Here is a 24,751-nt window from a genome sequence, read left to right on the forward strand (position 1 = left end):
TGTCCAGCTGCGGCAGCCAGCCATCTGCCAGGAAGAACCCCCGGCATAAAAAGGCAAAAAGCGCCTTTTTAGCCGGAGAACCTTCCTTCGGATGGCTAAACGGGCTGCCTCCGCTTTTCCTAGAACATACTCGAGCTGTGCATGGGCTGGACTTTTGCCTTTGGATCGATGTAGGCCTTCGCGTTGTTCACCGCTGTCGGAGCTTCGCCGAAGCCGCAGGCGATAAGCTTGACCTTGCCGTCATACGTGCAGATGTCCCCTGCAGCATAAATGCCGGGAATATTTGTTTCCATCTTGGAGTTTACGACGATATTGTTCTTTTCGATGGCCAGGCCCCAATCCTTGATCGGGCCGAGAGAGGACACGAAGCCATAGTTTACAATCACATCGTCCACATCCAGTGTTAGGGTCTCTTCTGTCTTCACATCCTGGATGACAACCTGGGTGATGTTGTCATCCCCGATGAGCTCCGCAGGTACATATGGTGTCTTGATGTCAGCCCGGGAGTTTGTCAGCAGCTCCACACTGTGTTCATGTGCACGGAACTTGTCGCGGCGGTGTACAATGGTCACTTTCTCCGCAATCGGCTCCAGCATAAGCGTCCAGTCCACAGCGGAGTCGCCGCCGCCGAATACAACGACCTTCCTGCCGGCAAACTTGTTCATGTCATCCACAAAGTAATGGAGGTTTTTCTTTTCGTACTGCACAGCGCTGTCCAGCTCCAGACGGCGCGGCTGGAAAGCGCCGTTGCCGGCAGTGATGATGATGGTTTTGGAGTAGTGCATTTCTTTGTTTGTGACAAGCTTGAAGACGCCATCCTCTTGCTTCTCAATGGTTTGTACGGATTCCTCCAGGCAAACGGTCGGGCTGAACTTGCTCATCTGTTCCTTCAGATTATCCACAAGCTCTTGGGCACGAACCTTTGGAAAGCCAGCCACATCATAAATATATTTTTCTGGGTACAGGGCAGACAGCTGGCCGCCAAGCTGCGGCAGACTTTCAATTATTTTCACACTGGCCTGTCTCATGCCGCCATAGAATGCAGTAAAGAGGCCGACCGGCCCGCCGCCGATAATTGTGATATCAAATACGTTTGTCTGTTCTGTCATTTCTACTCCCCCTGCCACATTAAAATGGAATATCTTCTATTATACAGTCTGCCATTGAAAGCGTTGACATACTGCATAAAAAGTCACAAGTCTCCAGAAAAATGATACCATATTTAACAGGGAAAACTCTACCTGAACAAGAGAAAGCTTGCAGTTATATATTCAGCGAAATGGCGGAAAATAATGACCAAAGGCGAAACAAGCCCTTGTTATGCAAAAACCATTGAAAAATGATTACAAAAGGAATAATATAGGATAGTGGTTATATCGTAATTTTTTATGACAAATTTCTTACAATTTTCTATCTTTACCATGTCGATTTCATTACGTTTCGACAAAAAAACGAAACGGCTGATTTTCAGGCGTTTTTTCCTATTCCCAGTCAACATTATATAAAGAGGGTTGTGATTAAGGGTGAGAAAGCCAAGAATCGTTATTGTAGGTGCAGGATACGGCGGTATGATTACGACTGTACGTCTGCAAAAGCTATTGTCTGTGAACGAAGCGGATATTACGCTGGTGAACAACAACAGCTACCATTACCAGTCCACATGGCTGCATGAGAATGCTGCCGGCACATTGCATCATGACAAGACACGTCTCAATATCCGTGAAGTCATTGATACAAGCAAAGTGAACTTTGTGCAAGATACAGTAGTGGATATTCGATCCAAAGAAAAGCGCGTTGTCCTGGGCAACGGCGAATTGGAATATGATTACCTTGTAATCGGTCTTGGATTTGAGTCTGAGACATTCGGCATCAAGGGCTTGAAGGAGCATGCCTTCTCTATTTCCAACATTAACAGCGCACGCCAGTTGCGTGATCATATGGAATACATGTTCTCGCGTTATGCAACAGAAAAGCGCGATGAGCTGCTGACAGTTGTGGTTGGCGGTGCAGGCTTCACAGGTATCGAGTACTTGGGCGAGCTGGTGAACCGTATGCCAGAATTGGTAAAAGAATATGACCTTCCTCGTGAAAAAGTGCGCATAGTCTGTGTGGAAGCCGCACCGACAGCGCTGCCGGGCTTTGACCCTGCTTTGATTGAGTACGCAGTCAGCCATCTGGAGAAGAAGGGTGTTGAATTCCGCATTGGCACAGCCATCAAGGAAGCGACTCCGGAAGGTCTGATTGTAGCGAAAGATGACAAGATGGAAGAAATTAAAGCGGCAACTGTAGTTTGGGCAGCCGGTGTACGCGGCAATGCGCTTGTGGAGCAATCCGGGTTTGAGGCAATGCGCGGCCGTATCAAGGTTGACGAATTCATGCGCGCGCCGGGCCATGATGATGTATTCCTGGTGGGTGACGCAGCGCTTGTATTCGGTCCGGAAGGCCGTCCATATCCGCCAACTGCGCAAATTGCCATCCAGGAAGGCTACACGATCGCGAAGAACCTGACAGTGCTTGTACGCGGCAAGGGCGAACTGGAGCCATTTGCATTTGATAACAAAGGTACAGTGTGCTCTCTGGGCCACGATGATGCAGTCGGCATTGTCTTCGGCAAGCTGTTGTTTGGCTGGAAGGCTTCCTTCATGAAGAAGGTGATCGACAACCGCTACCTGTTCTTGCTTGGCGGTCCGCTGCTTGTGCTGAAGAAGGGCAAGCTGAACTTCTTCTAAGAAAAGCAAAACCGGTTTGGTTGGATACAAATGAAGCGGAAGCAGCTGCGGCTGCTTCCGTTTTTCCATACAAGGGGGATGTGCATGGAAAAACGCGGCAAGGTGTGGCTGGCGGTCAGCGGACTCGTGACAACCGGAGACGGGCGCTGGCTTGTGGTGAAAAAGAAATATGGCGGCTTAAAAGGAAAATGGTCGCTGCCGGCCGGATTTGTGAATGCCGGCGAGACGGTGGATCAGGCTGTACAGCGTGAAGTGCTCGAGGAGACCGGCATTGAGACGGAGCTTGTGGGGATGCTTGGTATGCGCTCCGGCGTCATCCGCGGGGATATCAGTGACAATATGATTCTGTTTGCGCTGCAGGCAAAGCATGAAAACATCGTTTGCCAGGACAAGGAGCTGTTTGAGGCACGCTTTTTGCATCCGGAGAATATCCTGCGGGACGGCGATGCGTCCGTACTGATCCGCCATCTGGTGGAAGCGTTGCCAAAGGCAAGGCTGCGCCTTGACGATAGGGTGAACCCAGGGGATCATTTCGGCTATACAGCATATCATTTATTCTTGCCGTAGGCACCGGTCAGGCAGTACACTAGAAGAAGAAAATTCAGATGATTTCGCAAACGGGGAGCGGCCTGTGCCGCATCAGCATTTCTGAAGGGGAGAAACGAATATGAGCATTCCAGTGCTGCTTATTTCCATGTTGTTATTTTTTGTATTGTTTTTTGGGATTGGCTTTTTGCTGAATATGATTTTGCGCGCGACTTGGGTCATGGTGGTGGTCTATCCGCTCATCTGTGTCTTTATTATTGATAAAATCAGCACATGGGAGTATTTCAGCCAGCCAGCAGCAGCCTTCACGGCCTTAAAGACGCATTTTTTTGCGTTGGGAAAGGCAGATGTCATCATTTTGACGACGGGGCTGCTCGGTGCTGTGATGTCCGGTGTAATTATTAAGACGCTGCGCCAGCGCGGCTATCAAATGTTTTAAGCGGAGCTGTCCTTTCGGGGGCAGCTCTTTTTTGCGCATGTTTGCAAAGCTTCATGCATAGACCATACTCCTTCTGGTTAACACTAACCTTGAAGGAGTGTTGAAAATCGATATGATCAGGATAAAGCGATACAGCATTCGATTATTGATGACAGGTTTATTTGCGCTGGCTTTGCTTGCAACCCTGCAGGCTTTTTCTGGCGTCACTGCAGCGGACATCATGAGCCGGCATAAGCAAAGCCCGGCGGCAGCGACGATTGCGCTGGCCGAACAAACAAGCGTGAGAACATTGGAGCAAAAGGACTGGTCCAGCTATGACGCCATTACGGTCACGGCGACAGGCTATACGGCCGGCGTGGAATCTACAGGGAAAGAACAGGGCCACCCATCCTACGGCATCACTTACTCCGGCGTGCGCGTCAAGCGGGACTTATACTCTACCATAGCCGCCGACTTGTCTGTGTTCCCTATAGGAACCATTCTGTTCATTCCCAATTACGGCTATGGAGTTGTCGCTGATAAAGGCGGCGCCATCAAAGGCCATACCATTGATTTGTACTTTAATACGGTAAGCGATGTGTACAGGCAATGGGGCAAGCGCGAGCTGAAGGTGTATGTTGTCAGACGCGGCGACGGCAAATTGACGGAAGAGGAATTGACGGCGCTCAATGAAGATAAAACGATGCAGGTATTCCGCCAGCAGTATTTGGCGAAGTAAGGGGTCTGAAGCTTGTTTCAGGCCTCTTTTCTATTTTTGTCGGAAAGCCGGGAGGTGCTTCATACTCCCGTGTGGTAAAATATGGTTGGGTGATGTGCATGTATCCGGAGGAATATTATGAGTTTTTCATTCAGTTCAATGAAGGGGATTATTATACGTGCCACGATTTGCTTGAGGACATGTGGCTGACGGAGAAAAGCAATTACTTTCTGAAGGGGCTCCTGCAAATGACGGTGGCGCTGTACCATTACGGCTATGGAAATGTGAAGGGCGCGCGTCTTATGATGCAGGCAGCGCACCAGTACCTGCAGCCGTACCGGCCGATGTTCTGGTCGCTGGATGTGGAGAAGCTGTATCCATTCATAGAGGAGTGCCTCCGCCTGTTTCCGGAAGGCGTGAACCGTGTGCCGTTTGAAGAGGCAGGGAAGCTCCCGCAGCTGCCGGAGCTTGTCCTGTATATGGAAGACTAAGGTTCGCATTTTTTCCAAAAAGCTTTATAATGTAAAGGAATCAAGTATGGGGGTGTGAAGATGTTTCAAACACAGCAGCAATTAAGCAGCTATGAAGCAGTCGTCGTCGCCTTGTTCGACGGCGAAATGAGTCCAATTGTGAAAGAAATCAACGACTCCTTGGATGGATATATTGAGACGTTGCTGCAGGAGGGCGATCTGTCCGCCGCAAAGAAGTCCGTCACAAAGGTACATACGCTGGGCAAATCCAATGTGAAGCGCTACTATTTTGTCGGCTTGGGCAAAGCGGAAAAGTACAGCACAGATGTGCTGCGCCAGGCGCTTGGCAAGCTGTTCAAGACGGTCAAGGGCGCGAAAATCGGGGAGCTGGCAGTGCTGTTGGACTCCTTCGTGACAGACAAAATGGATGCGCTGGAGGCAGCTCACCTTGTAGCGGAAGCCTACTGTCTGGGCACATATGACCTGGAAACCTATAAAACAAACAAGAAAAAAGAAGAGCGCAAGCTGGAAAACATCACGGTCATCACCCAGGAAGACCGCGATGAAGTGCAGGCTGCCTTATCTGTCGGCTATGTGTACGGCCGCGCGACAAATGCGGCGCGTTCCCTCGTGAACATGCCGCCAAATATGCTGACGGCTGCCGCGCTGGCAGACTACGCGGTGGAGCTGGCGAAGAAGTATGGCATGGAATGCAAGGTGCTGGAAAAGGCAGATTTGGAGGCGATGGGCGCAGGTGCGCTGCTGGCGGTGAACCAAGGATCTGTCAATCCGCCGAAAATGATTGCCATCCTGTATAAGGGCAAAGAAGAGTGGACGGACGTCATCGGTCTTGTCGGGAAGGGCGTCACGTATGATACAGGCGGTTATTCCTTGAAGCCGCGCGAAAGCATGGTCGGCATGAAGGGCGACATGGGCGGTGCCGCATCCGTACTGGGTGCGATGGAAATCATCGGCGAATTGCGTCCGGAGCAGAACGTCGTGATGGTCATCCCATCCACTGACAATATGGTCAGCGGCGAAGCCTTCAAGCCGGATGACGTCATCACATCTCTGAGCGGCAAAACAATTGAAGTGCTGAATACAGATGCGGAGGGCCGTCTGGCATTGGCTGACGGGGTCACATATGCAAAACAGCTTGGCGCGAACTACCTGGTAGACGTGGCAACGCTGACAGGCGGCGTCATTGTGGCGCTTGGCAACCATACAACAGGCGCCATGACGAACAACGAAGCATTCTTTGAACAGGTGCTGGAAGCCGCGCTGGAGAATGACGAGACAGTTTGGCAGCTTCCGATTTATGAGCGTGACAAAGAGCGCGTCCGCAGCAGCAAGTTTGCCGATTTGAACAACTCACCGGGCCGTGACGGCCATGCCATTATGGGCGGCGCGTTCATTGGCGAGTTTGCGGAGGATACGCCTTGGGTGCATCTTGATATCGCGGGCACCTCTGAGACAAAGAGCGCCCATGATCTCGGTCCGTCCGGAGCAACGGGTGTTATGGTGCGCACGCTTGCGACGCTTGTGGAGCGGTTTGGGCAGGAATAAGAAAAGCGGGGCTGACTGCGGTCAGTCCCTTTTTTTGGCATCCCGCAACAGGAAAGCGGGCGGCCGATGCGGAATAAGAAAAAGATATAGACGTGGAGGGGGATGTATATGCCAACATGTATCCATTGCCGGCATTCGTTTTCCTGGGGGGAAATATTTTACCGGATCCTTGTGCGGAAAGGTGACGATATTGGCTGCCCGGCCTGTAAGGGGAAGATGTTGCTGACGGCCAGGGCGAAGAAGCGGCTGTTTTCGCTCATGTCTCTTTTGCCTGTTCTGTTTGTCTTTCTTACCATTGCCAAGGCCCCGGAGCTGGTCACAACCATCATTCTGCTTGTGGCTGCTGCCGCCGCTGTCATCACCGCACCCTTTGTTGTAGAAGTGACGGACCGTGAGCAGACGCTTTTTTAGGGAAGGGCTGTTCCATGAACAGCCCGGCAAAAAAAGAAGCATGGAGACATGCTTCTTAGGAGTGGCCCACCAGGGCATCAGCATATTTTTCTTTCAGCTGTCCGGACAAGAGCGTGTAAGGAATGCGGAATTGCGGGATGCCTGCGGCAAATGGCGCAATCTCATACAGCGGGAAGTAGATCACTAGATGGTCCGGTTCTAAAAAAAATTTAAAGGTTGTTGCTTTTTCAGCCTGGGCTGCCGCATCAGGGAAATAAGCGTTGGGGTTTTGCTCAATTTGTTCTTTTACGTGTTGTACAATCACTTCCATGTAATTGCTGTCCTTGCGGAACAAATCCTTCAGCGCCAGCTCCTTCTTCTTGTCAATGTCAAAGGTATCGGGGCGCCATTCGTACATGCCGTGCGCACCGCCGGTATATTGATAGTAGACCACATACAGGCTGAGGAGCGGTCCGGCATTGTAGGTGACCTTATGGTCGACATTCACGACGTATGGATGGAAGGAGGCCGGGTCCTGCGTTTCCTCGTAGGCCTGCTTGGCATCCTTCTTCAGCTTCTTTTTGAAGGTTTGAATATTGGTTTCATAGTAAGCATTCAGTTTTTCCGCGAAGGAGCTGCTGGAAAGGCCGCTGAATTGCGGGGTGTTCAGCTGGTATTGAAAATAGTCATTTGTGTCCTCTTGCTTCTTTATGTCCACCTGTGCGGCCGGGGGAGCGGAGACAGGACCCGCAAGGACATACTCTGGTACAATGACAAAGAGGAAGTAGAGTATCAGAGCGATGCGCAGCACCCATTTCATGGAGCATTCCTCCTTTTTCTTCTAGTTTTCGGCAAAACAGTACTTTTCATACATAATTTGGAAGGGGTTATTGAGATGGCCAATACATTAATGGAAGCTTTGGGGATGGAAATTACAGAACTGCAGCCGGACCGGGTGGTGGCAACGATGCCGGTTGAGGCGCGCACGCATCAGCCGTTTGGCTATTTGCATGGCGGGGCGTCTGTGGCGTTGGCGGAGACGGTGGCGAGCATCGGCACATTCGCCAACATTGACCAGGAAAATGAGATTTGCTTTGGGCTGGAAATCAACGCAAATCATCTGCGATCCAAGCGTGATGGGGTGGTAACGGCAATCGGCACGCCGCTGCATAAAGGCAAAACGACGATGGTCTGGGACGTGAAGCTGCTTGATGAGGCGGAGAACCTCATCTGTGTGTCCCGCTGCACAGTCGCGATTAAGCAAAAACGATGAAAAAAGCTGTCTGCATCCTTGTGCAGACAGCTTTTTTGTATGGATCAGAACTCCATTTTTTGCTCCAGGAAGCTGCGCAGTTCGCTGATTGGCATGCGCACCTGCTCCATTGTGTCACGGTCACGCACGGTAACCTGCTTATCCTCCACAGAGTCAAAGTCAAATGTGATGGAGAATGGCGTGCCGATTTCGTCCTGGCGGCGGTAGCGCTTGCCGATGGAGCCGGACTCGTCATAATCCACCAGGAAGTGCTTGGACAGCTCTGCATACACCTCTTGCGCGCCTTCTGCCAGCTTCTTGGACAATGGCAGAACGGCTGCCTTGAACGGCGCCAAAGCAGGGTGCAGGCGCAATACAGTACGGGAGTCGTTTTCCAGCTGCTCTTCCTCGTATGCGTCACACAGGAACGCCAGTGTCACGCGGTCTGCGCCAAGGGATGGCTCGATGCAGTACGGCACATAACGCTCGTTCGTTACTGGGTCGATGTAGTTGAAGTCCTCGCCGGAATGCTCCATATGGCGCTTCAGGTCGAAGTCTGTGCGGTCTGCAACGCCCCACAGCTCGCCCCAACCGAACGGGAAGCGGAACTCGATGTCTGTTGTGGCATTGCTGTAATGGGACAGTTCTTCCTCGCCGTGGTCGCGCAGGCGGATGCTGCCTTCCTTCATGCCAAGGTTCAGCAACCAGTTTTTGCAAGTCTCGCGCCAGAATGCGAACCACTCCAGGTCTTCGCCCGGCTTGCAGAAGAATTCAAGCTCCATTTGCTCGAACTCACGCGTACGGAAGGTGAAGTTGCCCGGCGTGATTTCGTTACGGAAGCTTTTGCCGATTTGGCCGATGCCGAACGGCAGCTTCTTGCGCATCGAGCGCTGTACGTTTTTGAAGTTTACAAAGATACCCTGTGCCGTCTCCGGACGCAGGTAAATTTCATTGGTGCTGGATTCTGTGACACCCTGGAATGTTTTGAACATCAGGTTGAACTGGCGGATTTCAGTGAAATCAGCGCTGCCGCAGTCCGGGCACTTGATGTCGTGCTCTTTGATCAGGGCTGCCATTTGGTCGAAGGACAGGCCGTCCACCACCATTTCAATGCCTTTTGCATCCAAAGCGGATTCAATCAGCTTGTCAGCGCGGTGGCGCGCTTTACAGTTTTTGCAGTCGATCATCGGGTCGTTGAAGTTGCCGACATGGCCGGATGCGACCCATGCCTGCGGGTTCATCAGGATGGCTGCGTCCAAGCCGACGTTGTATGGGGACTCCTGAATGAATTTTTTCCACCATGCTTTTTTTACGTTATTCTTCAGCTCCACGCCGAGCGGGCCGTAGTCCCAAGTGTTCGCCAAGCCGCCGTAGATTTCGGAGCCGGGGAACACGAAGCCGCGATGCTTCGCGAGCGCTACTACTTTGTCCATAGAAGTCATTTGTATTTCCTCCTTATTTGAAAAGAAATGATGTCCAGCTACACCGGCTAGCCCACAGCCAGGGAGAACCTGCCCACATAAAGGGCAAAAAGCGCCCTTTAGTGGTCAGAACCTCCCTTCTGTGGGCTGAACGAGCCGGTTCCGCTTTTCTTAGCAATGACGGCAATAAAAAAAACTCGTCTCCAGGCACGTATGCCTAGGGACGAGTCATTACCCGCGGTTCCACCCTAGTTGATATGCGGATGCATATCCTCTTTCGGAAATATCGCTCTGGATTGCCGTTTCCTTGCGGCTTCAGGCTTTCACCATCCCTGAATCGCTTGTGGGTGCAAGTACTTATTGATCCGTCATCGCTTCATTATCAAATTGATGCTCATATTCTAACATGTTCGTTTTAAAAGCACAAGGCAGTATATGAGCTGATGCGTTGCATGTCACTGTCCAGTATGCCCAACGTACTGCGCTTTTATATGCTTAATTGCTTCGCGCTTGCTAAGGGGGGCCAGGTCATGCGACTGCACAAACTGCCAGACCGCATCGGCATCTGTTTTCGCGTACTCGCGCAGCGCCCAGCCGATGGCCTTCTGGATGAAAAATTCCTTGGAGCCGCTGAGCTGTTCAATCAGAGAGAACAGCAGGGCGGTGTCCGTGCTTTCCTTGTATTTCAGCTGGAATAAGATTGCGGTCCGCTGCAGCCACATATTGCCGGAGTTCATCCATTTCGGAATGTATGCTGCTATGCAGGCGGATTCCTTGGCGAAAATAAGTCCGACCAACCGGGCGGCGATATAATCAACAGTGTCCCACCAGGATTTTGTCGTAATGATATATTCCAAGAGCGGCAGGAAGGAGGAGTCGAGCTGCTTATGATGCTTCTCCAGCAGGTCCAAGGCAACAATGGGATACTCGCGCTCTGGCAGGTCCCATAGCTCCCGGACAACCTGCGGCAACTCTGCGAATCCCGGTGTGCCATACTGCTGCAGGCATTCCTTCAGCAGCACCTTGCGTTCGGGTGTCTGAATGCCGAGGAACAGGTATTGATTCTTCATATAGCGGGCCATCGGCTCTGCTTTTTCCGGATTCCGGTGCTGTTCAAAATGGGTTTGTACAGCTTGTACAAACGGATGCATAGGAATTGCTCCCTCCACATTTTTCCTTTATAATAAAACGTACGTTCTGTTTTGTAAAGGGAAAGCGGTTCCAGCCTCAAGTATGCTATATAGCGAAAGCCATATCCTTTACGTCCGGTTTATTTTTTCCGGAATAATAATCCCATAGACTGCGAGAAAGAGCGCAATAGCAAAATACTGCTGAGAAAGGGGAGCTTGCCGTGTGCCTTCGTACAACCATGGTTGTTCTTCTTCTTGGCCAGGACAGCCGCCCATGTTTCCGAATGCCCCACATTTTTTATGCAATTAGCAGGAGGCACGGCGAAAGAAGGACAGCAAACGTGCAAATGTGCTTGTCCGACTGAAAAAAACAAGAATTTTTTTCGTATTCTTCTCTTGTCAGCTTTGTTTTATGAAAATATTTGTCTAGATTTCACATATATATAAGATACATGTGAGAATAGAAGGTACTTGGAACAGGCGCTTTTGGCAGACGGAAAATATGCCGGTAAGGAAGGGGATTCGATGAATGATCAGCCATTTTTGTTTTTAGATTTTGAGTTTACGATGCCGGAGAACAAGCGGAAGCCTGAGGGGTTTTTTCCTGAAATTATTGAGGTTGGGATGGTCGCGGTGCATGGCGGTGAGGTGACAGACACGTTTTCCTCTTATGTGAAACCGGAGAAGTTTCCGGTGCTGACAGAGCGGTGCAAAGCCTTTTTGAACATGAAGCAAGAGGAAATTGAGTCTGGCATTGGATTTGCCGAGCTTGTGGAGCGGCTGAGTGCCCATGGGCATGCGGCTGTCATTACTTGGGGCAACATGGATGTAAAGGTGCTGCGGCAGAACTGTCAAGCGGCGGGTGCCGCTTATCCGTTCCGCGGCAAGCATCGTGATTTGTCCCTGGAGTACAAACGCTTCTTTGGGGACCGGAACCAGACGGGGCTGTGGAAGGCGATTGAGGCATACGGGAAGAAGGGAACGGGCAAGCATCATTGCGCCTTGGACGATGCGTGGACAACATACAACATTTTCAAGCTTGTCGAAAAAGATAAGGAATATTTGTTAAAGCCTGCCCCGACCAAAATTGGCGACCTTGTGGATTTCTCCAAGCTGATGAAAAAGGTAAGCATGCACTAAAAAGCCAAACATCCCGGTGCGGAGTGTTTGGCTTTTTATCGTTACAGGCGGTAGTCCTGCTCCAATGCACGCAGACATTGCAGGCTGCGCTCGGCCCAAGGTGTGCCGTTTTCCGTCAGGTCCTGCATCTGCTTATGTAAGGCGGTGCGCAGCGATTCCTTATAATCCGGCACTTCACCGTCGTAGGGCTTTACCATTTGCTTTGGCACATTTGTCTGTTCGCGGAAGGCCAGTGCCCGCCGTTCCTGGAAAAATGGCACATCTGCTTCCTTTACGTGATGCAAGTCCCCTTGCGTCGGATGCTTCAGTACAGCCAGTACCTTGACCAAATAGTGCTCCGGCCGGACTGCCGTCACTTCTCCGATATATTTGCCGGTCTTGTAAATCCCGGTCACAGTGGAACCGATTTGTAATTCCTCCATCGTATACGCCTCCTTTTCTCCTATCGTACGCAGTACAGGTCCTGAAGTCAAAAGGTGTTGCTATATTTTTTGGCTGCACTCCGCTATAATGGAGACAAAAGCTCGGCTGAAAAGGGGTGGAGAAGCGATGATGCCATTTTTATATTTTCCGGAGAATAAATGGGAGTATCTTCCGGCGGGGTTGACATGCTTGCTGTTTATCATTGGCGCGTTTCTGACATGGCGCATTTTTGTGAAGGCGTCACAGCGCGAGGCAAAACGCCTGGAGCACGTAGAAAAGCAAATTCAAGAACTGAATGGGACGGGTCACGTGGACCTGTCTGCAAGATAAGGTGAAGGGCGCTGGAGGCAGCGCCCTTTTCTGTTTCCTTCCGCATTCTTTAGGCATTTCTGGAAATGCTAAAGGGAGAATGTGTAATGGAGGGCGACATATGAAACGGGTATTGCTGTTGGCCGGACTGGCCCCGCTGCTGCTGGCAGGCTGCGATGAAGGGGCGCCGAAGTCAATTGAGGTGAAGATGATGAATGCGGCCGGCGATGAAGTCGGAACAGCAGAAGTCTCCCAGCAGCCGGCCGGAATGCAGATTAAAATCAATGCCAAGGGCTTTGAACCGGGTCCGCATGGCTTCCATATTCACGAGGTGGGGACGTGCAAGGCGCCCGACTTTTCATCAGCAGGCAACCATTTCAATCCGGAAGGGAAGGAGCATGGGCTGCTGAATCCGAAGGGGGCGGAAAATGGTGACCTGCCCAATTTGGTCGCAGATGAGCAGGGAGTCATCAAGGCGGAAATTTTGGCGCCGAATGCTTCTCTCAATGAAGGCAAGTCAACCATCCGGCGGAAAAATGGGGCGGCGCTTATCATTACGGCTGACCCGGATGACGGCATGTCACAGCCGACCGGAAAGTCCGGCAAGCGCCTGGCCTGCGGAGTGATTGTACAGAAGTCCACTGCCTATAACAAGGAGAAGAAATAACAAACAGGGCTGACTTGTCGAAGTCAGTCCTGTTTGCGGATCGGCTTACAATACGGCCTTTAAGCGGCGCAGCGCCTCGGCAAGCAGGGAGCGCGGGCAGCCGAGATTGATGCGGATGAAGCCTTCGCTGCCCGGCCCAAACTTCTTGCCGGGCTCCACCACAATGCGTGCCTTCTGCTGCAGGACATTCATCAGTTCCTCCTGGCCCATGCCGAGGCTGCGGCAGTCCACCCATAGGAGATATGTACCCTCCGGCTCATAGGTAATCAGCTGCGGCAGCTCTGTGCGCAGGAAGTCGCAGGCAAACCGTGCGTTTTTCTCCAGATACACGAGCAATTCATCCAGCCACGGACCGCCATGGGCGTAAGCAGCTTCCATGGCTGCAGAAGCAAAGGTATTCAGAGAATGGAAGCCTTGCCGCTGCAATACCGCTGTGATTTCTTTGCGCCGCTGCTCATTCGGGATAATCAGCGCAGAAGCCTGCAGTCCGGCAATGTTGAAGGTCTTGCTCGGGGCGATGGCTGTGATCGTCCGGTCTGCCAATCCTGCAGACAGCGAAGCAAGAGGCGTATGAGTATGACCGGAAAAGATAATGTCCGCATGGATATCGTCTGACATGATGAGCACATCATATTGCTCGCACAGATTGCCAAGACGGAGCAGCTCTTCCTTTGTCCAGACGCGGCCGACCGGATTGTGCGGGCTGCATAAAATGAACAGCTTCACGCCGTCTTGCAGCTGCCGCTCAAGCGCGGCAAAATCCATCTCGTACCGCCCGTCCCGGACCAGCAATTCGTTCACGACAAGCTCCCGGCCGTTTCTGCGCACTATATCAAAAAACGGGGCATATACAGGAGCCTGAATCAGCACCTTGTCATCCGGCTGCGTGTAAGCCTGCACGGCAAAGCTGAGGGATGGCACAACCCCCGGGCTGAAGAGCAGCCATTCCTTTTGGATCTCCCAGTGGTAACGGGTGTTTGTCCACTGCATAACAGCAGCGCGCACTTCTTCCCCGACCATCGTATAGCCGAAAATGCCGTGCTCCAGCCGTTTTTGCAATGCTTCGCGCACAGCCGGCGGCGGCGGGAAGTCAGTATCCGCCACCCACAGATGCAGCAAGTCATCGCCTGGATGCATGTCCCACTTCACGGAGCTTGTCCCGCGCCGGTTGATAACCTGATCAAATTCACTCATCCCATATCCTCCTTCATTCAATCTGTACATGTTTATGATACAATGGGAGGAGAACGAAATTTGTTGAAAAAGGGGTTTTCCGATGAATGTATATGCAAAGATGGTAAAAGCCGTCAAAGAATGGGACCCTTTGAGGCTCGGTCCTGATTTTTACGAAACAGAGGCAGTGGATGTTGTACAAGTGGCCGCCGATTTTGATGACAGCAGCTACATTGCTTCTAAGATTCAGCACATTTATTTCATGTCATTTGAGGAAGTCCTTCCGCTGGAGAAGTGCAGAGAATTGGCAAAGCAGCTTGTTGAGATCAAGAACGCGGACGAGGGAAGCTGTGCGATGTGACAATAGCGTGAAAAGGAGTACGGGTTCTGTCCCGTACTCCTTTTTTACATCATCGCAAACTCCATAATATGCTCATATACATGCTGCGGTTTTTCCTCCGGCAGCAGGTGTCCCGCATTCTCATAGACAATGAAACGGGAGTTCGGTAAATCCTCATGTAACCGCTTACCTACGGAGACGGGAACAACCTTGTCAGCTTCTCCCCACAGCAGAAGTGTCGGAGTCGTAATTTGCTGCAGCTCGCTGGACGGAAGGTCGCCTTCGCGGTCACGGATCATGCGGGTGAGCGCATGGAAAATCTTCTCGTCATAAAACGGCTCGGCATAGCCCCGCATCATTTCTTCGTCAATAAGAGCGCTGTCATGGACGACGTTCATTAAATTGTCACGAACACCTCGGCGCACGAGCCAATTCCGCACATAGAGATGAAAGAAAGGCATATAGGAAGACGCAATCAACGGCAAGGCGGCCCGGCTTAAATAGCCGGAGCTGCAGAGCAGCACCGTTTTCTGCACCAAATCAGGACGCAGCTTATTCGCATACAGCGAAATTTGCCCGCCCATGGAATGACCGACCAGGATGACGTCTGACAACTGCAGGTGCTCGACAAGCTCTACGATGATGCTGGCCAGGTTTCGATAAGAGTAGGTAAAGAGTATGGATTTATCGCTTTTGCCAAACGGCGGCAGATCCAGGGCAAGAACTGTGCCGTGCTGGGCCAGCAACGGGATCAGATGGCGGTAGCAGAAGGTCGAGGACAAAAAGCCGTGGATGAGCACAAAGACCGGCTGTGCTCCCGGCTTATCGTTGTACAGCTCGTAATGGACGGTCGTTCCTTGTACAGAAAAGGTGAAGTGAGGGAGGGTGTTATTCATCTTCATCACTCCATCTGTTTTTACCCATATCATATCCATTCTTTTTCATTCTATGCCTGTAAGAAAAAAAGGACACAGCCAAAGGCTTGTCCTTATTTGAGTTCATGAACTACATATTGCGGCTTTTCGCCATACAGGGCGGCCACCATATTTTTTGCGGCTGTCATCGCCATGTCTTCACGCGTCTTGAAGGTCGCGGAGCCGATATGGGGCAGTGTGACCACATTGTCCAGCCGCAGCAGCGGATTGTCCGGCGCAACCGGTTCGATTTCAAAGGTATCAATGCCGGCAGCCCAAATGCGCCGCTCCTGCAAGACTTGAATCAGCGCCTGCTCGTCTACGGTCTGTCCGCGTGATGCGTTAATAAAGACGGCAGTCCGCTTCATGAGAGAAAATTCCTTCGCGCCGATTAACTGATGGGTGTCCGGGGTCAGCGGCGTCATCAGCACGATGAAATCAGATTGCTGCAGCAGCTCCTCCAGTCCGCAGTAGACAGCGCCATAGGCGGCTTCCGCATCCGGCTTGCGGCTGCGGTTATAGTACAGCACATTCATATCAAAGCCAAACTTGGCCCGCTTGGCGACCGCTTCGCCGATGCGGCCCATTCCGATGATGCCGACTGTCGCATGGTGCACGTCAATCCCATATTGCTCCCTTGTAATTTCATGGGTCCAGCGCCCTTCCTTGACAAACCGGTCCAGCTCGCAAATGCGGCGGGAAGCGGACAGCATGAGCCCGAAGATCAAATCGGCCACCGTATCGTCCAACACATACGGTGTGTTTGTGCCGATGATGCCGCGCTGCTTCATGGCTGCGATATCAAAATTGTCGTAGCCGACAGAAATGTTGGCGACCGCCTCCAAAAGCGGTGCGGCTCCCAGCAACTCTGCATCAATTTTGGCTCCGAAATTCAGAAGTCCGTGCTTGTCGCGCACCTTTTCCAAGAGCACGTCCCGCGGAATCTTCCGGTCTTCCTCCCACTTTTCATATTCACAATGCGCTGCAATGTATGCCTCAACAGAAGACGGCACACACTCAGCTATATACACACGCTTTTTCATGAGAATCCCTCCCTCTTTTATTGTGACATAGACCGCACGAGAGAAAAAGAGAAATTCTCAAAGCATGAAATAAGGTGTATAATTTCAGAAAACGCAGATTATTTGTTATGCATCTTTCATACAAATAAAAATAAGAGAGAGGAAGTTGGAAGTAATGACAGAAAAAGAACTGGAGCTATTGGAGTGCTTGCAGCAGGACAGCCGCTTGCCGGTGGATGTGCTGGCGAAAATGCTGGATGTGGAGGAGGCGGAGGTGCAGGCGATGCTGCGCCGGCTGGAACATGAAAAAATCATCGTGGACTACGTGACGCTCATTGACTGGTCGAAGGTGAAGCAGCAGGAAGGCTTGACCGCCATGATTGATGTGAAGGTAACGCCAAAGCGCGGAGTCGGCTTTGATGAGATCGCTGAAAAAATCTACCGCCATCCGGAAGTGAAATCCGTGTACCTGATGTCGGGCGCATACGACTTGTCCATTATTATCGAGGGAAAAACAATGTCCGAGGTTGCTTCCTTTGTGGCGGAGAAGCTGTCCACGCTGGACTCTGTTGTCTCTACCACAACACATTTCATCCTGAAAAAATATAAGCATGACGGCATTATCTATGATCAGGGCCAGCAGGACCGCCGGATTGTGGTGACTCCATGAGAACGTTCACACTGTCGGAAACGGTGGCTTCGCTTCAGCCGTCCGGCATCCGTAAGTTTTTCGATTTGGCATCGAGCATGGAGGGTGTTGTGTCGCTTGGGGTGGGGGAGCCGGACTTTGTAACTCCTTGGCATGTACGCGAGGCTTGCATCCGCTCGCTGGAGGAAGGGTACACCGCGTATACGGCCAATGCCGGCCTGTTGGAGCTGCGCCAGGAAACATCCCGGTATTTAAAGCAGCGCTTTGATGTTTCGTATGATCCGAAAACCCAGATCATCATTACAGTGGGTGCAAGCCAGGCCATTGATATTGCACTGCGGACCATTCTGAATCCGGGTGACGAGGTGCTCATCATCGAGCCATGCTTCGTTTCGTACGCTTCGCTTGTTACGCTGGCAGGGGGAACTCCGGTTGCCGTCTCTGCAACAGGGGACAATGATTTTAAGGTTCAGGCCGAACAGCTGGAGGAAGCCATCACGGAACGGACAAAGGCTGTGATGCTTTGCTCGCCGAACAATCCGACCGGTACGACACTGAGCCGCAGTGAGCTGGAGCAGCTGGCTGAGGTCGTGGAGCGGTATAATCTGATTGTGCTGTCTGATGAAATCTACGCAGAGCTGGTGTATGACGAAGACTATACGAGCTTTGCAGCCATCCGGAACATGTATGAGCATACGATTCTCATTTCCGGCTTCTCCAAGGGCTTTGCGATGACAGGATGGCGCTTGGGAATTGTGGCCGCGCCTGCCTTTTTCGTTGAGCCGATGCTGAAGGTGCACCAGTACGCAATGATGTGCGCACCGACTATGTCCCAATATGCGGCACTGGAGGCGTTGCGGGCAGGGGAGCAGGATGTGGTGCAGATGCGCAAAAGCTACAAGCAGCGGCGCAACTATATCACAAAATCATTTAACAGCATGGGGTTATCCTGCCATAGCCCAGGCGGCGCCTTCTATGCCTTTCCGTCGATTCAAAGCACGGGACTGACAAGTGCGGAGTTTGCTGAACAGCTGTTATGGGAGGAAAAGGTTGCAGTGGTGCCGGGATCGGTATTCGGAGCATCCGGGGAAGGATATATCCGATGCTCTTATGCGGCTTCCATGGAGCAACTGATGGAAGCGGTCAAGCGAATGGAACGGTTTTTACAAAAAAAGGACAGAACGCTTCACGCTCTGTCCAAAAAAGGGGGGGAATACTAGAAAGCCATGTGTTAGTATTCTATCCAAACACATAGGAATTATACTCCTGCACATAAAAATTTTTCCTATTTTGAATGAGATGGAAAGGCGTGGTATAATTTACTAATACGAACAAAGGTAAATATATAGGAGTGTTACTATGCCAGACAAATATTATCGTGGAACGATTGTCCAGGGAACGGTCACAGGCATTCAAGGGTATGGGGCGTTTGTCGCGTTGGACGAGTCAACACAGGGGCTGGTTCATATATCAGAAATTACTGATGGCTACGTGAAGGACATTCGCGACTTCTTGAAGGTTGGTGACCAGGTGCGGGTGCGGGTGCTTGCAGTGGATGAAGCAAGCGGGAAAATCAGCTTATCGTTGAAGGCTGCCCAGGAAACGCCTGTGCGGGAGGCAAGAAAGCAGGCAACCATGCGTGTGCCGAAGCCGGCATCCGACGGGTTCAATACGCTGCGGGAAAAGCTGCAGGATTGGATTGCCCAGTCTTCCCACCAAAATACGGCAAAATAAAAGAAGGCGCATATGCCTTCTTTTATTTTGCCTATTGGGGGGGGTGCCCCCATTCCTGAACGGAACGGGCCGGCTCCGCTTTTCTTTAGCGGACGTGTCTGGCTTCCGGGTGCGTGCCAAGTTCTTCAGACGGCTTGAACAGCAGTCCGAGGTTAATCAGACCGGCCAGTCCGACAAGACCATATACAATGCGTGCCAAAGCAGTATCTTGGCCGCCGAAAATCGCTGCTACTAAGTCAAATTGGAAGAAGCCGATTAGTCCCCAGTTTAATGCGCCGATGACAGTTAAAACTAAAGCAATTCTTTGCAGTGTACTCATTGCAGGATTCCCTCCTTGATGTAATTGCTTCCCTCATAGCATGCTTTCCCGTATCCGAGTTTATGCAGATATTTTTTAAAGTGTAGCGTTTTTTGGTATGGTAATACTGTAAGTGATAAGAAGGAGGAATACATATGTTGAATTTTGCTTTCCATAACCCGACAAAGCTGATTTTCGGCAAAGGACAGCTGGCACAACTGAAAACGGAAGTGCCAAAGCACGGCAAGAAGGTCTTGCTTACATACGGCGGCGGCAGCATCAAGCGCAACGGCCTGTACGACCAGGTCATTGGCCTGCTGGAGGAAATCGGAGCAGAGGTATATGAACTGAGCGGCATTGAGCCGAACCCGCGTATTTCCACTGTGCGCAAAGGCGTGCAAATGTGCAAAGAGCACGGCATCGACTTCCTGCTGGCGGTTGGCGGCGGCAGCGTAATTGACGGAACAAAAGCTATCGCGGCAGGCGCAAAATACGAGGGCGACACCTGGGACATCGTGCTCCGCAAGCACATTCCGACAGAAGCGCTTCCGTTCGGTACGGTGCTGACATTGGCGGCAACAGGCTCCGAAATGAACGCTGGTTCCGTTATCACAAATTGGGAAACGAACGAGAAGTACGGCTGGGGCAGCCCGGTGACGTTCCCGCAGTTCTCCATTCTGGATCCTGTACATACGTTTACTGTGCCATTGGACCAGACTATCTATGGCATGGTGGATATCATGTCCCATGTGCTGGAGACCTATTTCCATCAAGGCACGAACGCGCTGCTGCAGGACCGTTTCTGCGAGTCTCTGCTGCGCACCATGATCGAGACAGCGCCAAAGCTGGTGAAGGATTTAGAGAACTACGAGCTGCGTGAAACAGTGCTGTACTCCGGCACAATGGCGCTGAACGGCGTGCTTGCCATGGGCATTCAGGGCGACTGGGCCACTCACAACATTGAGCATGCGGTATCTGCCGTATATGACATCCCGCATGGCGGCGGCTTGGCCATCCTCTTCCCGAACTGGATGAAGCACGTAATGGACGAGAACATTGGACGCTTTGTACAGTTTGCGACACGCGTTTTTGATGTGAATCCGGAAGGCAAGACAGACCGTGAAGTGGCGCTCGAAGGCATTGAGGCGCTGCGCAGCTTCTGGACTTCCATTGGCGCTCCGTCACGTCTGGCTGATTACGACATCAATGACGAGCAACTGGAGGTCATGGCAGAGAAGACGATGATCCGCGGGCCGTTCGGCAACTTTAAAAAGCTGGACAAGGAAGACGCGCTGGCGATTTACCGCGCATCCCTATAAATAAGAACAGCCCCGGCCTGCAAACCGGGGTTTTCTTGCTTTTTCACCGCCTTTTGAAATTCGTCAAGAATGGATACGCTTACAGTGGAGGGGCTGCTTGATTTAGCGGAAGCATTTGGTTAAAGTGGACTAGGAAACAGTTAAATTGAAACTGGAGGGAACAAAGATGACACATGTAACCTTTGATTACTCAAAAGCGTTATCGTTCATCAGTGAGCATGAACTGACATACCTGCGCGACCTGGTGAAGGTATCGCATCATGCCCTGCATGAAGGAACGGGAGCAGGAAACGATTTTCTTGGATGGATTGACCTTCCGGCTGCTTATGATAAAGAAGAGTTTTCCCGTATTGTAAAAAGTGCTGAAAAGATTAAGGCGGATTCTGATATTCTGCTGGTGATCGGCATCGGCGGTTCCTATCTGGGAGCGCGTGCTGCCATTGAAGCACTGAGCCACTCCTTCTACAACATACTGGCAAAAGAACAGCGCAAAACGCCGCAGGTCATTTTTGTCGGCCAAAATATCAGCTCTACATACATGAAGGACTTGATGGATGTGCTGGAGGGACGCGATTTCTCCATCAACGTCATTTCCAAATCCGGCACAACAACAGAACCGGCTCTGGCATTCCGTATCTTCCGCAAGCTGCTTGAGGAGAAGTACGGCAAGGAGGAGGCGCGCACGCGCATTTACGCTACAACAGACAAAGCACGGGGCGCACTGAAGACTTTTGCTGATGCAGAGGGCTATGAAACATTTGTGATTCCGGATGATGTCGGCGGACGCTTCTCTGTCCTGACAGCGGTAGGCTTGCTGCCGATTGCAGCAAGCGGCTTGAATATTGAACAGATGATGCAGGGCGCGGCGCAGGCGAGCGAGGACTTTGGCAAGTCTGAGTTGGAGGAGAACCCGGCCTATCAATACGCTGTTGTCCGCAATGCACTGTACAACAAGGGCAAAACAATTGAAATGCTGATCAATTATGAGCCTGCCCTGCAATATTTCGCGGAATGGTGGAAGCAGCTGTTTGGCGAAAGTGAAGGAAAAGACCAAAAGGGGATTTATCCATCTTCAGCGAACTTCTCAACTGACCTGCATTCCCTTGGCCAGTATGTACAGGAAGGACGCCGCGACCTGTTCGAAACTGTGCTGAATGTGGGCACGCCTCGTCATGAGCTGACGATTGAAGCAGAGGAAACAGACCTTGATGGCCTGAACTATCTCGCCGGCAAGACCGTTGACTTTGTAAATAAGAAGGCTTACGAAGGAACGATGCTGGCGCATACAGACGGTGGTGTACCGAACCTTGTGGTGAATGTGCCGCAGCTGGATGAGTACACATTCGGGTATCTTGTATACTTCTTTGAAAAGGCATGTGCCATGAGCGGGTATTTGCTCGGCGTCAATCCGTTTGACCAGCCGGGTGTGGAAGCCTACAAGAAGAACATGTTTGCTCTTCTCGGCAAACCGGGCTTTGAAGAGCTGAAGGCGCAGCTGGAAGCTCGTTTGAAATAAGAAAAGGAAAGGGTGCCGCAGTATCTGCGGCACCTTTTTTCTGTTAGAATGCAGACCGCCGGGACAAACTATGCGAAACGGAGGAAGGAGAGGAATGCAAATGATTCCTATTCATTCGAGAATGGAAGGCCATACTTCGCAATTGTATAAACTCGAGCAGCTGATGAAGCCGCTTGGCTATGTAATCGGCGGGAACTGGGATTACGAAAAAGGGAGCTTTGACTATAAGCTGGATGATGAGAACGGCTACCAGTTCCTCCGGATTCCTTTTACTGCGGTAAACGGTGAATTGGATGCACGAGGCGCTGTAGTGCGGCTTGGCACCCCGTTTCTGCTGTCCCATCAATACCAGGATAGTCTGGATGACCATGTGAATACGCTGGCAGCCGGGCTTACCTCACTGGATCAATTCTCAGAGCCAAAGGATCGTGATGCTCCTGTGGATTCCAAATATATAGATGCCGGCGAGGCGCTGGTGCGGGAATTGGAGGATGTGCTGCTCACTTCCGAATGACAATGAGCGTATCCTCCTCCTGCAGGAAAAAGGGATGCTGCGGATTGATATAATCGTGTCCATCCCGCTTCACCCCCAAAAGCAGGATGTTTTGCTGCTGCAGGCGTATGTTGCAATCGCGGAAGGACTCCTGTTTCTCCATCTCATATGGCACAAGAGAGATGTTGTCTGCTGTGATGGGATTCACCAAAGCGGTGCATGTCTCTGAGATGGATGGGAACAGAATGGAAGAGGTGAGCAAACAGCTTGTCAGCTTGTTTGCCTGCACAATTTCATTGGCTCCGGCCCGTTTGGCATTGAAAATTTGGTGAGAGGTCAGCATCTCTGCAATACAATATAAATCTGGGTTTAATCCTTTTGCAGTCAGGATGGTGAGAACGGATGCAGTATCAGCGTCGCTCTCACTTTTTTCTTTATCGGCCGTAATAATGATCGTGCTTGCATGCGCCACATTGGATTTCTTCATGACGTCATCGTTGTACGGACAGCCTTTAATAAAGGAAAGATGAGTAAATTCCCTCGGGAGAGTCGGCAAGGTTTCATCAATCAGCACAAGCTGCTGCTGCGGCAGCAGGGTGCGGCATTGGCTGACGATATGCTTCACTCTCTCATTCCAGCCGACAATCACAATATGGCCCCGCACAGTCACTGCCTTTTTTCCGCGTTCGTTCAAATATTGTTTGCTGATCAATTCAGTCGCAAAAGAAACCATGTAATAAGCGCCAAAGCCCGTGCCAATTACAATGAGTACGGCGGCCAGCGCTCTCCCGGCATATGTATCGGGAACAAGGTCACCGTATCCGACGGTAAAAATGGTCACAAGCGCCCACCAGATTCCGTCGGCAACGGTAGGGAATGTGTGCGGCTCAATTACATGAATAGCGGCGCCAAAGCCGACTGTAAATACAAGAAGCATAATAATGAGTCTGAGGATCACAGAGGCGCGAAAGACCTCCAGGACGTTGGCCGATGAACTCAAGGAAGAAGCCCTCCTTTACAAAAAATGAGCTACACCTTAGTGTGCCCAATTTTCTGTGCATGAAACACTAGAAGCTTTCTATCTCCATGCCGCGTACATTGCGGATTTTTTGCAACTCATAGTATACATCGGCAGTACGAAGCTTCTGATTCACAGATAAGCGCATTTGCACAAAATGCTCTCCGGTATCCAGCATCTTAAGCTTCATATTGTTCAGTTGAATATCCATGGCGCGTATTTCTGTCAGCACAACAGGGATGTTTTGAATGTCATTCACGACAAGCTTTAATCCAATGTCACGCCGGCGCAGCCGCTTTGGCCCGAAGAGAGCGGTTACCAGCGGGATGATTTCCACGCTTATAATCAAAAACACCATGCCAAGGATGGATTCCATGTAAAAGCCGGCGCCAACGGCAATGCCAAGGCCGGCTGCCCCCCAAATCATGGCTGCTGTTGTCAGGCCGGCAATGCTTTCATTTCCGCGCCGCAGAATGACACCTCCCCCAAGAAAGCCGATGCCTGAGATGATTTGCGCAGTAAGGCGCATGGGGTCCATCGTAATGTGATCCGGCTTTGGCAGAGTGTATGCGGCCTGGATGGAGACAATCGTGAGCAAACAGCTGATAATTGAAATAACCAGGCAGGTTTTCAGGCCGAGGGGCTTACGGCGCAGCTCGCGCTCCAATCCGATGATAAACCCCAAGACAGCAGAAAGACCCAGCTTGAGTAAAGCATCTCCGTATTCCATTGCAGCTCTCCCTTCCGTTTTCCATCATAGTATGGCAAATGGGACTGTATTCTCATGTATATGGGACTAAGGAAGAAACTTCGCTTAGGGAAGAAAAAAATATCACAGTAGGGTTGCACTGGGGATTCTGTCATGATATATTAATAAACGTCGCTGAAACGATCAGCGAAAAATGACCAAAAAAGAGAGATGTTGACATCTAAACAGAAAGATGTTAACATAGGGGAGTCGCATTAAGCGGCATTAAGTTCTTTGAAAACTGAACAAAACACAAAACGTCAACATTTATTTTTTTGAAGCTAGACAAACACTTTTATGGAGAGTTTGATCCTGGCTCAGGATGAACGCTGGCGGCGTGCCTAATAC

The 24,751-nt window shown here is 51.1% G+C and carries 29 protein-coding genes; 18 read left to right on the forward strand and 11 right to left on the reverse strand.

The window, feature by feature from the left end; genetic code table 11:
• Positions 1-119: 119 nt before the first annotated feature.
• The gene (locus NK662_RS14790) at positions 120-1,109 is read right to left on the reverse strand and encodes an NAD(P)/FAD-dependent oxidoreductase (protein ID WP_254759713.1); all 990 of its coding nucleotides are present in this window, start codon (positions 1,107-1,109) and stop codon (positions 120-122) included.
• Between the two features lie 414 nt (positions 1,110-1,523).
• On the opposite strand from NK662_RS14790, the gene NK662_RS14795 reads away from it, so the two are divergent.
• From NK662_RS14795 to NK662_RS14825, 7 genes are all read left to right on the forward strand, one after another.
• Entirely contained in the window at positions 1,524-2,729 is a 1,206-nt protein-coding gene (locus NK662_RS14795) for an NAD(P)/FAD-dependent oxidoreductase (RefSeq protein WP_254759714.1), read from the forward strand.
• 84 nt (positions 2,730-2,813) lie between these two features.
• On the forward strand, positions 2,814-3,296 hold the full coding sequence (locus NK662_RS14800) for an NUDIX domain-containing protein (RefSeq protein WP_254759744.1): 483 nt from the start codon (positions 2,814-2,816) through the stop codon (positions 3,294-3,296).
• A gap of 100 nt (positions 3,297-3,396) precedes the next feature.
• The gene (locus tag NK662_RS14805) at positions 3,397-3,714 is read left to right on the forward strand and encodes a YuiB family protein (protein ID WP_254759715.1); all 318 of its coding nucleotides are present in this window, start codon (positions 3,397-3,399) and stop codon (positions 3,712-3,714) included.
• Between the two features lie 220 nt (positions 3,715-3,934).
• On the forward strand, positions 3,935-4,432 hold the full coding sequence (spsC, locus tag NK662_RS14810; protein ID WP_497717177.1) for a stationary phase survival protein SpsC: 498 nt from the start codon (positions 3,935-3,937) through the stop codon (positions 4,430-4,432).
• 98 nt (positions 4,433-4,530) lie between these two features.
• Complete coding sequence (locus NK662_RS14815) at positions 4,531-4,902, forward strand: DUF309 domain-containing protein (protein ID WP_438503626.1); 372 nt, start codon at positions 4,531-4,533, stop codon at positions 4,900-4,902.
• A gap of 60 nt (positions 4,903-4,962) precedes the next feature.
• A complete protein-coding gene (locus NK662_RS14820) occupies positions 4,963-6,447 on the forward strand; it encodes a leucyl aminopeptidase (protein ID WP_254759717.1) in 1,485 nt (494 codons plus the stop codon).
• A 108-nt stretch (positions 6,448-6,555) separates the two neighbouring features.
• Positions 6,556-6,858, forward strand: a complete 303-nt coding sequence (locus tag NK662_RS14825) for a TIGR04104 family putative zinc finger protein (RefSeq protein WP_254759718.1) — start codon at positions 6,556-6,558, stop codon at positions 6,856-6,858.
• Positions 6,859-6,913: 55 nt separating this feature from the next.
• Here NK662_RS14825 and NK662_RS14830 read toward each other — a convergent pair whose 3' ends face one another.
• Positions 6,914-7,657, reverse strand: coding sequence for a DUF3298 and DUF4163 domain-containing protein (locus tag NK662_RS14830; RefSeq protein ID WP_254759719.1), 744 nt, complete (start codon positions 7,655-7,657; stop codon positions 6,914-6,916).
• Positions 7,658-7,732: 75 nt separating this feature from the next.
• Here NK662_RS14830 and NK662_RS14835 point away from each other — a divergent pair, with 75 nt between their 5' ends.
• Complete coding sequence (locus tag NK662_RS14835) at positions 7,733-8,110, forward strand: hotdog fold thioesterase (protein WP_254759720.1); 378 nt, start codon at positions 7,733-7,735, stop codon at positions 8,108-8,110.
• A 44-nt stretch (positions 8,111-8,154) separates the two neighbouring features.
• On the opposite strand, the gene NK662_RS14840 is transcribed toward NK662_RS14835, so the two are convergent.
• Positions 8,155-9,531, reverse strand: coding sequence for a glycine--tRNA ligase (locus tag NK662_RS14840; protein WP_254759721.1), 1,377 nt, complete (start codon positions 9,529-9,531; stop codon positions 8,155-8,157).
• A 434-nt stretch (positions 9,532-9,965) separates the two neighbouring features.
• Positions 9,966-10,661, reverse strand: coding sequence for a DNA alkylation repair protein (locus NK662_RS14845; RefSeq protein WP_254759722.1), 696 nt, complete (start codon positions 10,659-10,661; stop codon positions 9,966-9,968).
• A gap of 504 nt (positions 10,662-11,165) precedes the next feature.
• On the opposite strand from NK662_RS14845, the gene kapD reads away from it, so the two are divergent.
• Entirely contained in the window at positions 11,166-11,780 is a 615-nt protein-coding gene (kapD, locus tag NK662_RS14850; protein WP_254759723.1) for a 3'-5' exonuclease KapD, read from the forward strand.
• Positions 11,781-11,821: 41 nt separating this feature from the next.
• On the opposite strand, the gene kapB is transcribed toward kapD, so the two are convergent.
• Positions 11,822-12,202 carry a kinase-associated lipoprotein KapB gene (gene kapB / locus NK662_RS14855; RefSeq protein ID WP_254759724.1) on the reverse strand — a complete coding sequence of 127 codons (381 nt, stop codon included), beginning with the start codon at positions 12,200-12,202 and terminating at the stop codon, positions 11,822-11,824.
• 127 nt (positions 12,203-12,329) lie between these two features.
• Here kapB and NK662_RS14860 point away from each other — a divergent pair, with 127 nt between their 5' ends.
• A complete protein-coding gene (locus NK662_RS14860; protein ID WP_254759725.1) occupies positions 12,330-12,533 on the forward strand; it encodes a hypothetical protein in 204 nt (67 codons plus the stop codon).
• A 100-nt stretch (positions 12,534-12,633) separates the two neighbouring features.
• Positions 12,634-13,179 (forward strand): superoxide dismutase family protein, encoded by a 546-nt coding sequence (locus NK662_RS14865; RefSeq protein ID WP_254759726.1) that lies wholly within the window; start codon positions 12,634-12,636, stop codon positions 13,177-13,179.
• A gap of 45 nt (positions 13,180-13,224) precedes the next feature.
• Here the strand turns inward: NK662_RS14865 and NK662_RS14870 are convergent, their stop codons facing one another.
• On the reverse strand, positions 13,225-14,373 hold the full coding sequence (locus tag NK662_RS14870) for a MalY/PatB family protein (RefSeq protein WP_254759727.1): 1,149 nt from the start codon (positions 14,371-14,373) through the stop codon (positions 13,225-13,227).
• Between the two features lie 82 nt (positions 14,374-14,455).
• On the opposite strand from NK662_RS14870, the gene NK662_RS14875 reads away from it, so the two are divergent.
• On the forward strand, positions 14,456-14,713 hold the full coding sequence (locus NK662_RS14875) for a DUF1871 family protein (RefSeq protein ID WP_254759728.1): 258 nt from the start codon (positions 14,456-14,458) through the stop codon (positions 14,711-14,713).
• A gap of 44 nt (positions 14,714-14,757) precedes the next feature.
• Here the strand turns inward: NK662_RS14875 and NK662_RS14880 are convergent, their stop codons facing one another.
• Both NK662_RS14880 and NK662_RS14885 read right to left on the reverse strand, forming a co-directional pair.
• Positions 14,758-15,594 (reverse strand): alpha/beta fold hydrolase, encoded by an 837-nt coding sequence (locus NK662_RS14880; RefSeq protein WP_254759746.1) that lies wholly within the window; start codon positions 15,592-15,594, stop codon positions 14,758-14,760.
• 86 nt (positions 15,595-15,680) lie between these two features.
• The gene (locus NK662_RS14885; protein ID WP_254759729.1) at positions 15,681-16,649 is read right to left on the reverse strand and encodes a 2-hydroxyacid dehydrogenase; all 969 of its coding nucleotides are present in this window, start codon (positions 16,647-16,649) and stop codon (positions 15,681-15,683) included.
• A 154-nt stretch (positions 16,650-16,803) separates the two neighbouring features.
• Here NK662_RS14885 and NK662_RS14890 point away from each other — a divergent pair, with 154 nt between their 5' ends.
• From NK662_RS14890 to yugI, 3 genes are all read left to right on the forward strand, one after another.
• A complete protein-coding gene (locus tag NK662_RS14890; protein ID WP_254759730.1) occupies positions 16,804-17,298 on the forward strand; it encodes an Lrp/AsnC family transcriptional regulator in 495 nt (164 codons plus the stop codon).
• On the forward strand, positions 17,295-18,497 hold the full coding sequence (locus NK662_RS14895) for an aminotransferase (RefSeq protein ID WP_254759731.1): 1,203 nt from the start codon (positions 17,295-17,297) through the stop codon (positions 18,495-18,497). Before NK662_RS14890 ends, NK662_RS14895 begins: the two co-directional genes overlap by 4 nt.
• A 139-nt stretch (positions 18,498-18,636) precedes the next feature.
• Positions 18,637-19,011 (forward strand): S1 domain-containing post-transcriptional regulator GSP13, encoded by a 375-nt coding sequence (gene yugI / locus NK662_RS14900; protein WP_254759732.1) that lies wholly within the window; start codon positions 18,637-18,639, stop codon positions 19,009-19,011.
• An 85-nt stretch (positions 19,012-19,096) separates the two neighbouring features.
• Here yugI and NK662_RS14905 read toward each other — a convergent pair whose 3' ends face one another.
• Entirely contained in the window at positions 19,097-19,330 is a 234-nt protein-coding gene (locus tag NK662_RS14905) for a DUF378 domain-containing protein (RefSeq protein ID WP_124566019.1), read from the reverse strand.
• 134 nt (positions 19,331-19,464) lie between these two features.
• Between NK662_RS14905 and NK662_RS14910 the strand changes: the two genes are divergently transcribed.
• The 3 genes from NK662_RS14910 (at position 19,465) to NK662_RS14920 (ending at position 22,658) form a co-directional block, all read left to right on the forward strand.
• A complete protein-coding gene (locus NK662_RS14910) occupies positions 19,465-20,628 on the forward strand; it encodes an iron-containing alcohol dehydrogenase (RefSeq protein ID WP_254759733.1) in 1,164 nt (387 codons plus the stop codon).
• Between the two features lie 166 nt (positions 20,629-20,794).
• Positions 20,795-22,144 (forward strand): glucose-6-phosphate isomerase, encoded by a 1,350-nt coding sequence (locus NK662_RS14915; protein ID WP_254759734.1) that lies wholly within the window; start codon positions 20,795-20,797, stop codon positions 22,142-22,144.
• A 100-nt stretch (positions 22,145-22,244) separates the two neighbouring features.
• On the forward strand, positions 22,245-22,658 hold the full coding sequence (locus NK662_RS14920) for a YugN-like family protein (RefSeq protein ID WP_254759735.1): 414 nt from the start codon (positions 22,245-22,247) through the stop codon (positions 22,656-22,658).
• On the opposite strand, the gene NK662_RS14925 is transcribed toward NK662_RS14920, so the two are convergent.
• Together NK662_RS14925 and NK662_RS14930 are read right to left on the reverse strand one after the other, a co-directional pair.
• Positions 22,645-23,637, reverse strand: coding sequence for a potassium channel family protein (locus NK662_RS14925; RefSeq protein WP_254759736.1), 993 nt, complete (start codon positions 23,635-23,637; stop codon positions 22,645-22,647). The two genes, NK662_RS14920 and NK662_RS14925, sit on opposite strands and share 14 nt — an antisense overlap.
• A 67-nt stretch (positions 23,638-23,704) precedes the next feature.
• The gene (locus NK662_RS14930) at positions 23,705-24,385 is read right to left on the reverse strand and encodes an MgtC/SapB family protein (RefSeq protein ID WP_254759737.1); all 681 of its coding nucleotides are present in this window, start codon (positions 24,383-24,385) and stop codon (positions 23,705-23,707) included.
• Positions 24,386-24,751 lie beyond the last annotated feature (366 nt).

Source organism: Ectobacillus ponti (genome assembly GCF_024294785.1).
In the GTDB taxonomy this organism is placed as follows: Bacteria; Bacillota; Bacilli; order Bacillales; family Bacillaceae_G; genus Ectobacillus; species Ectobacillus ponti.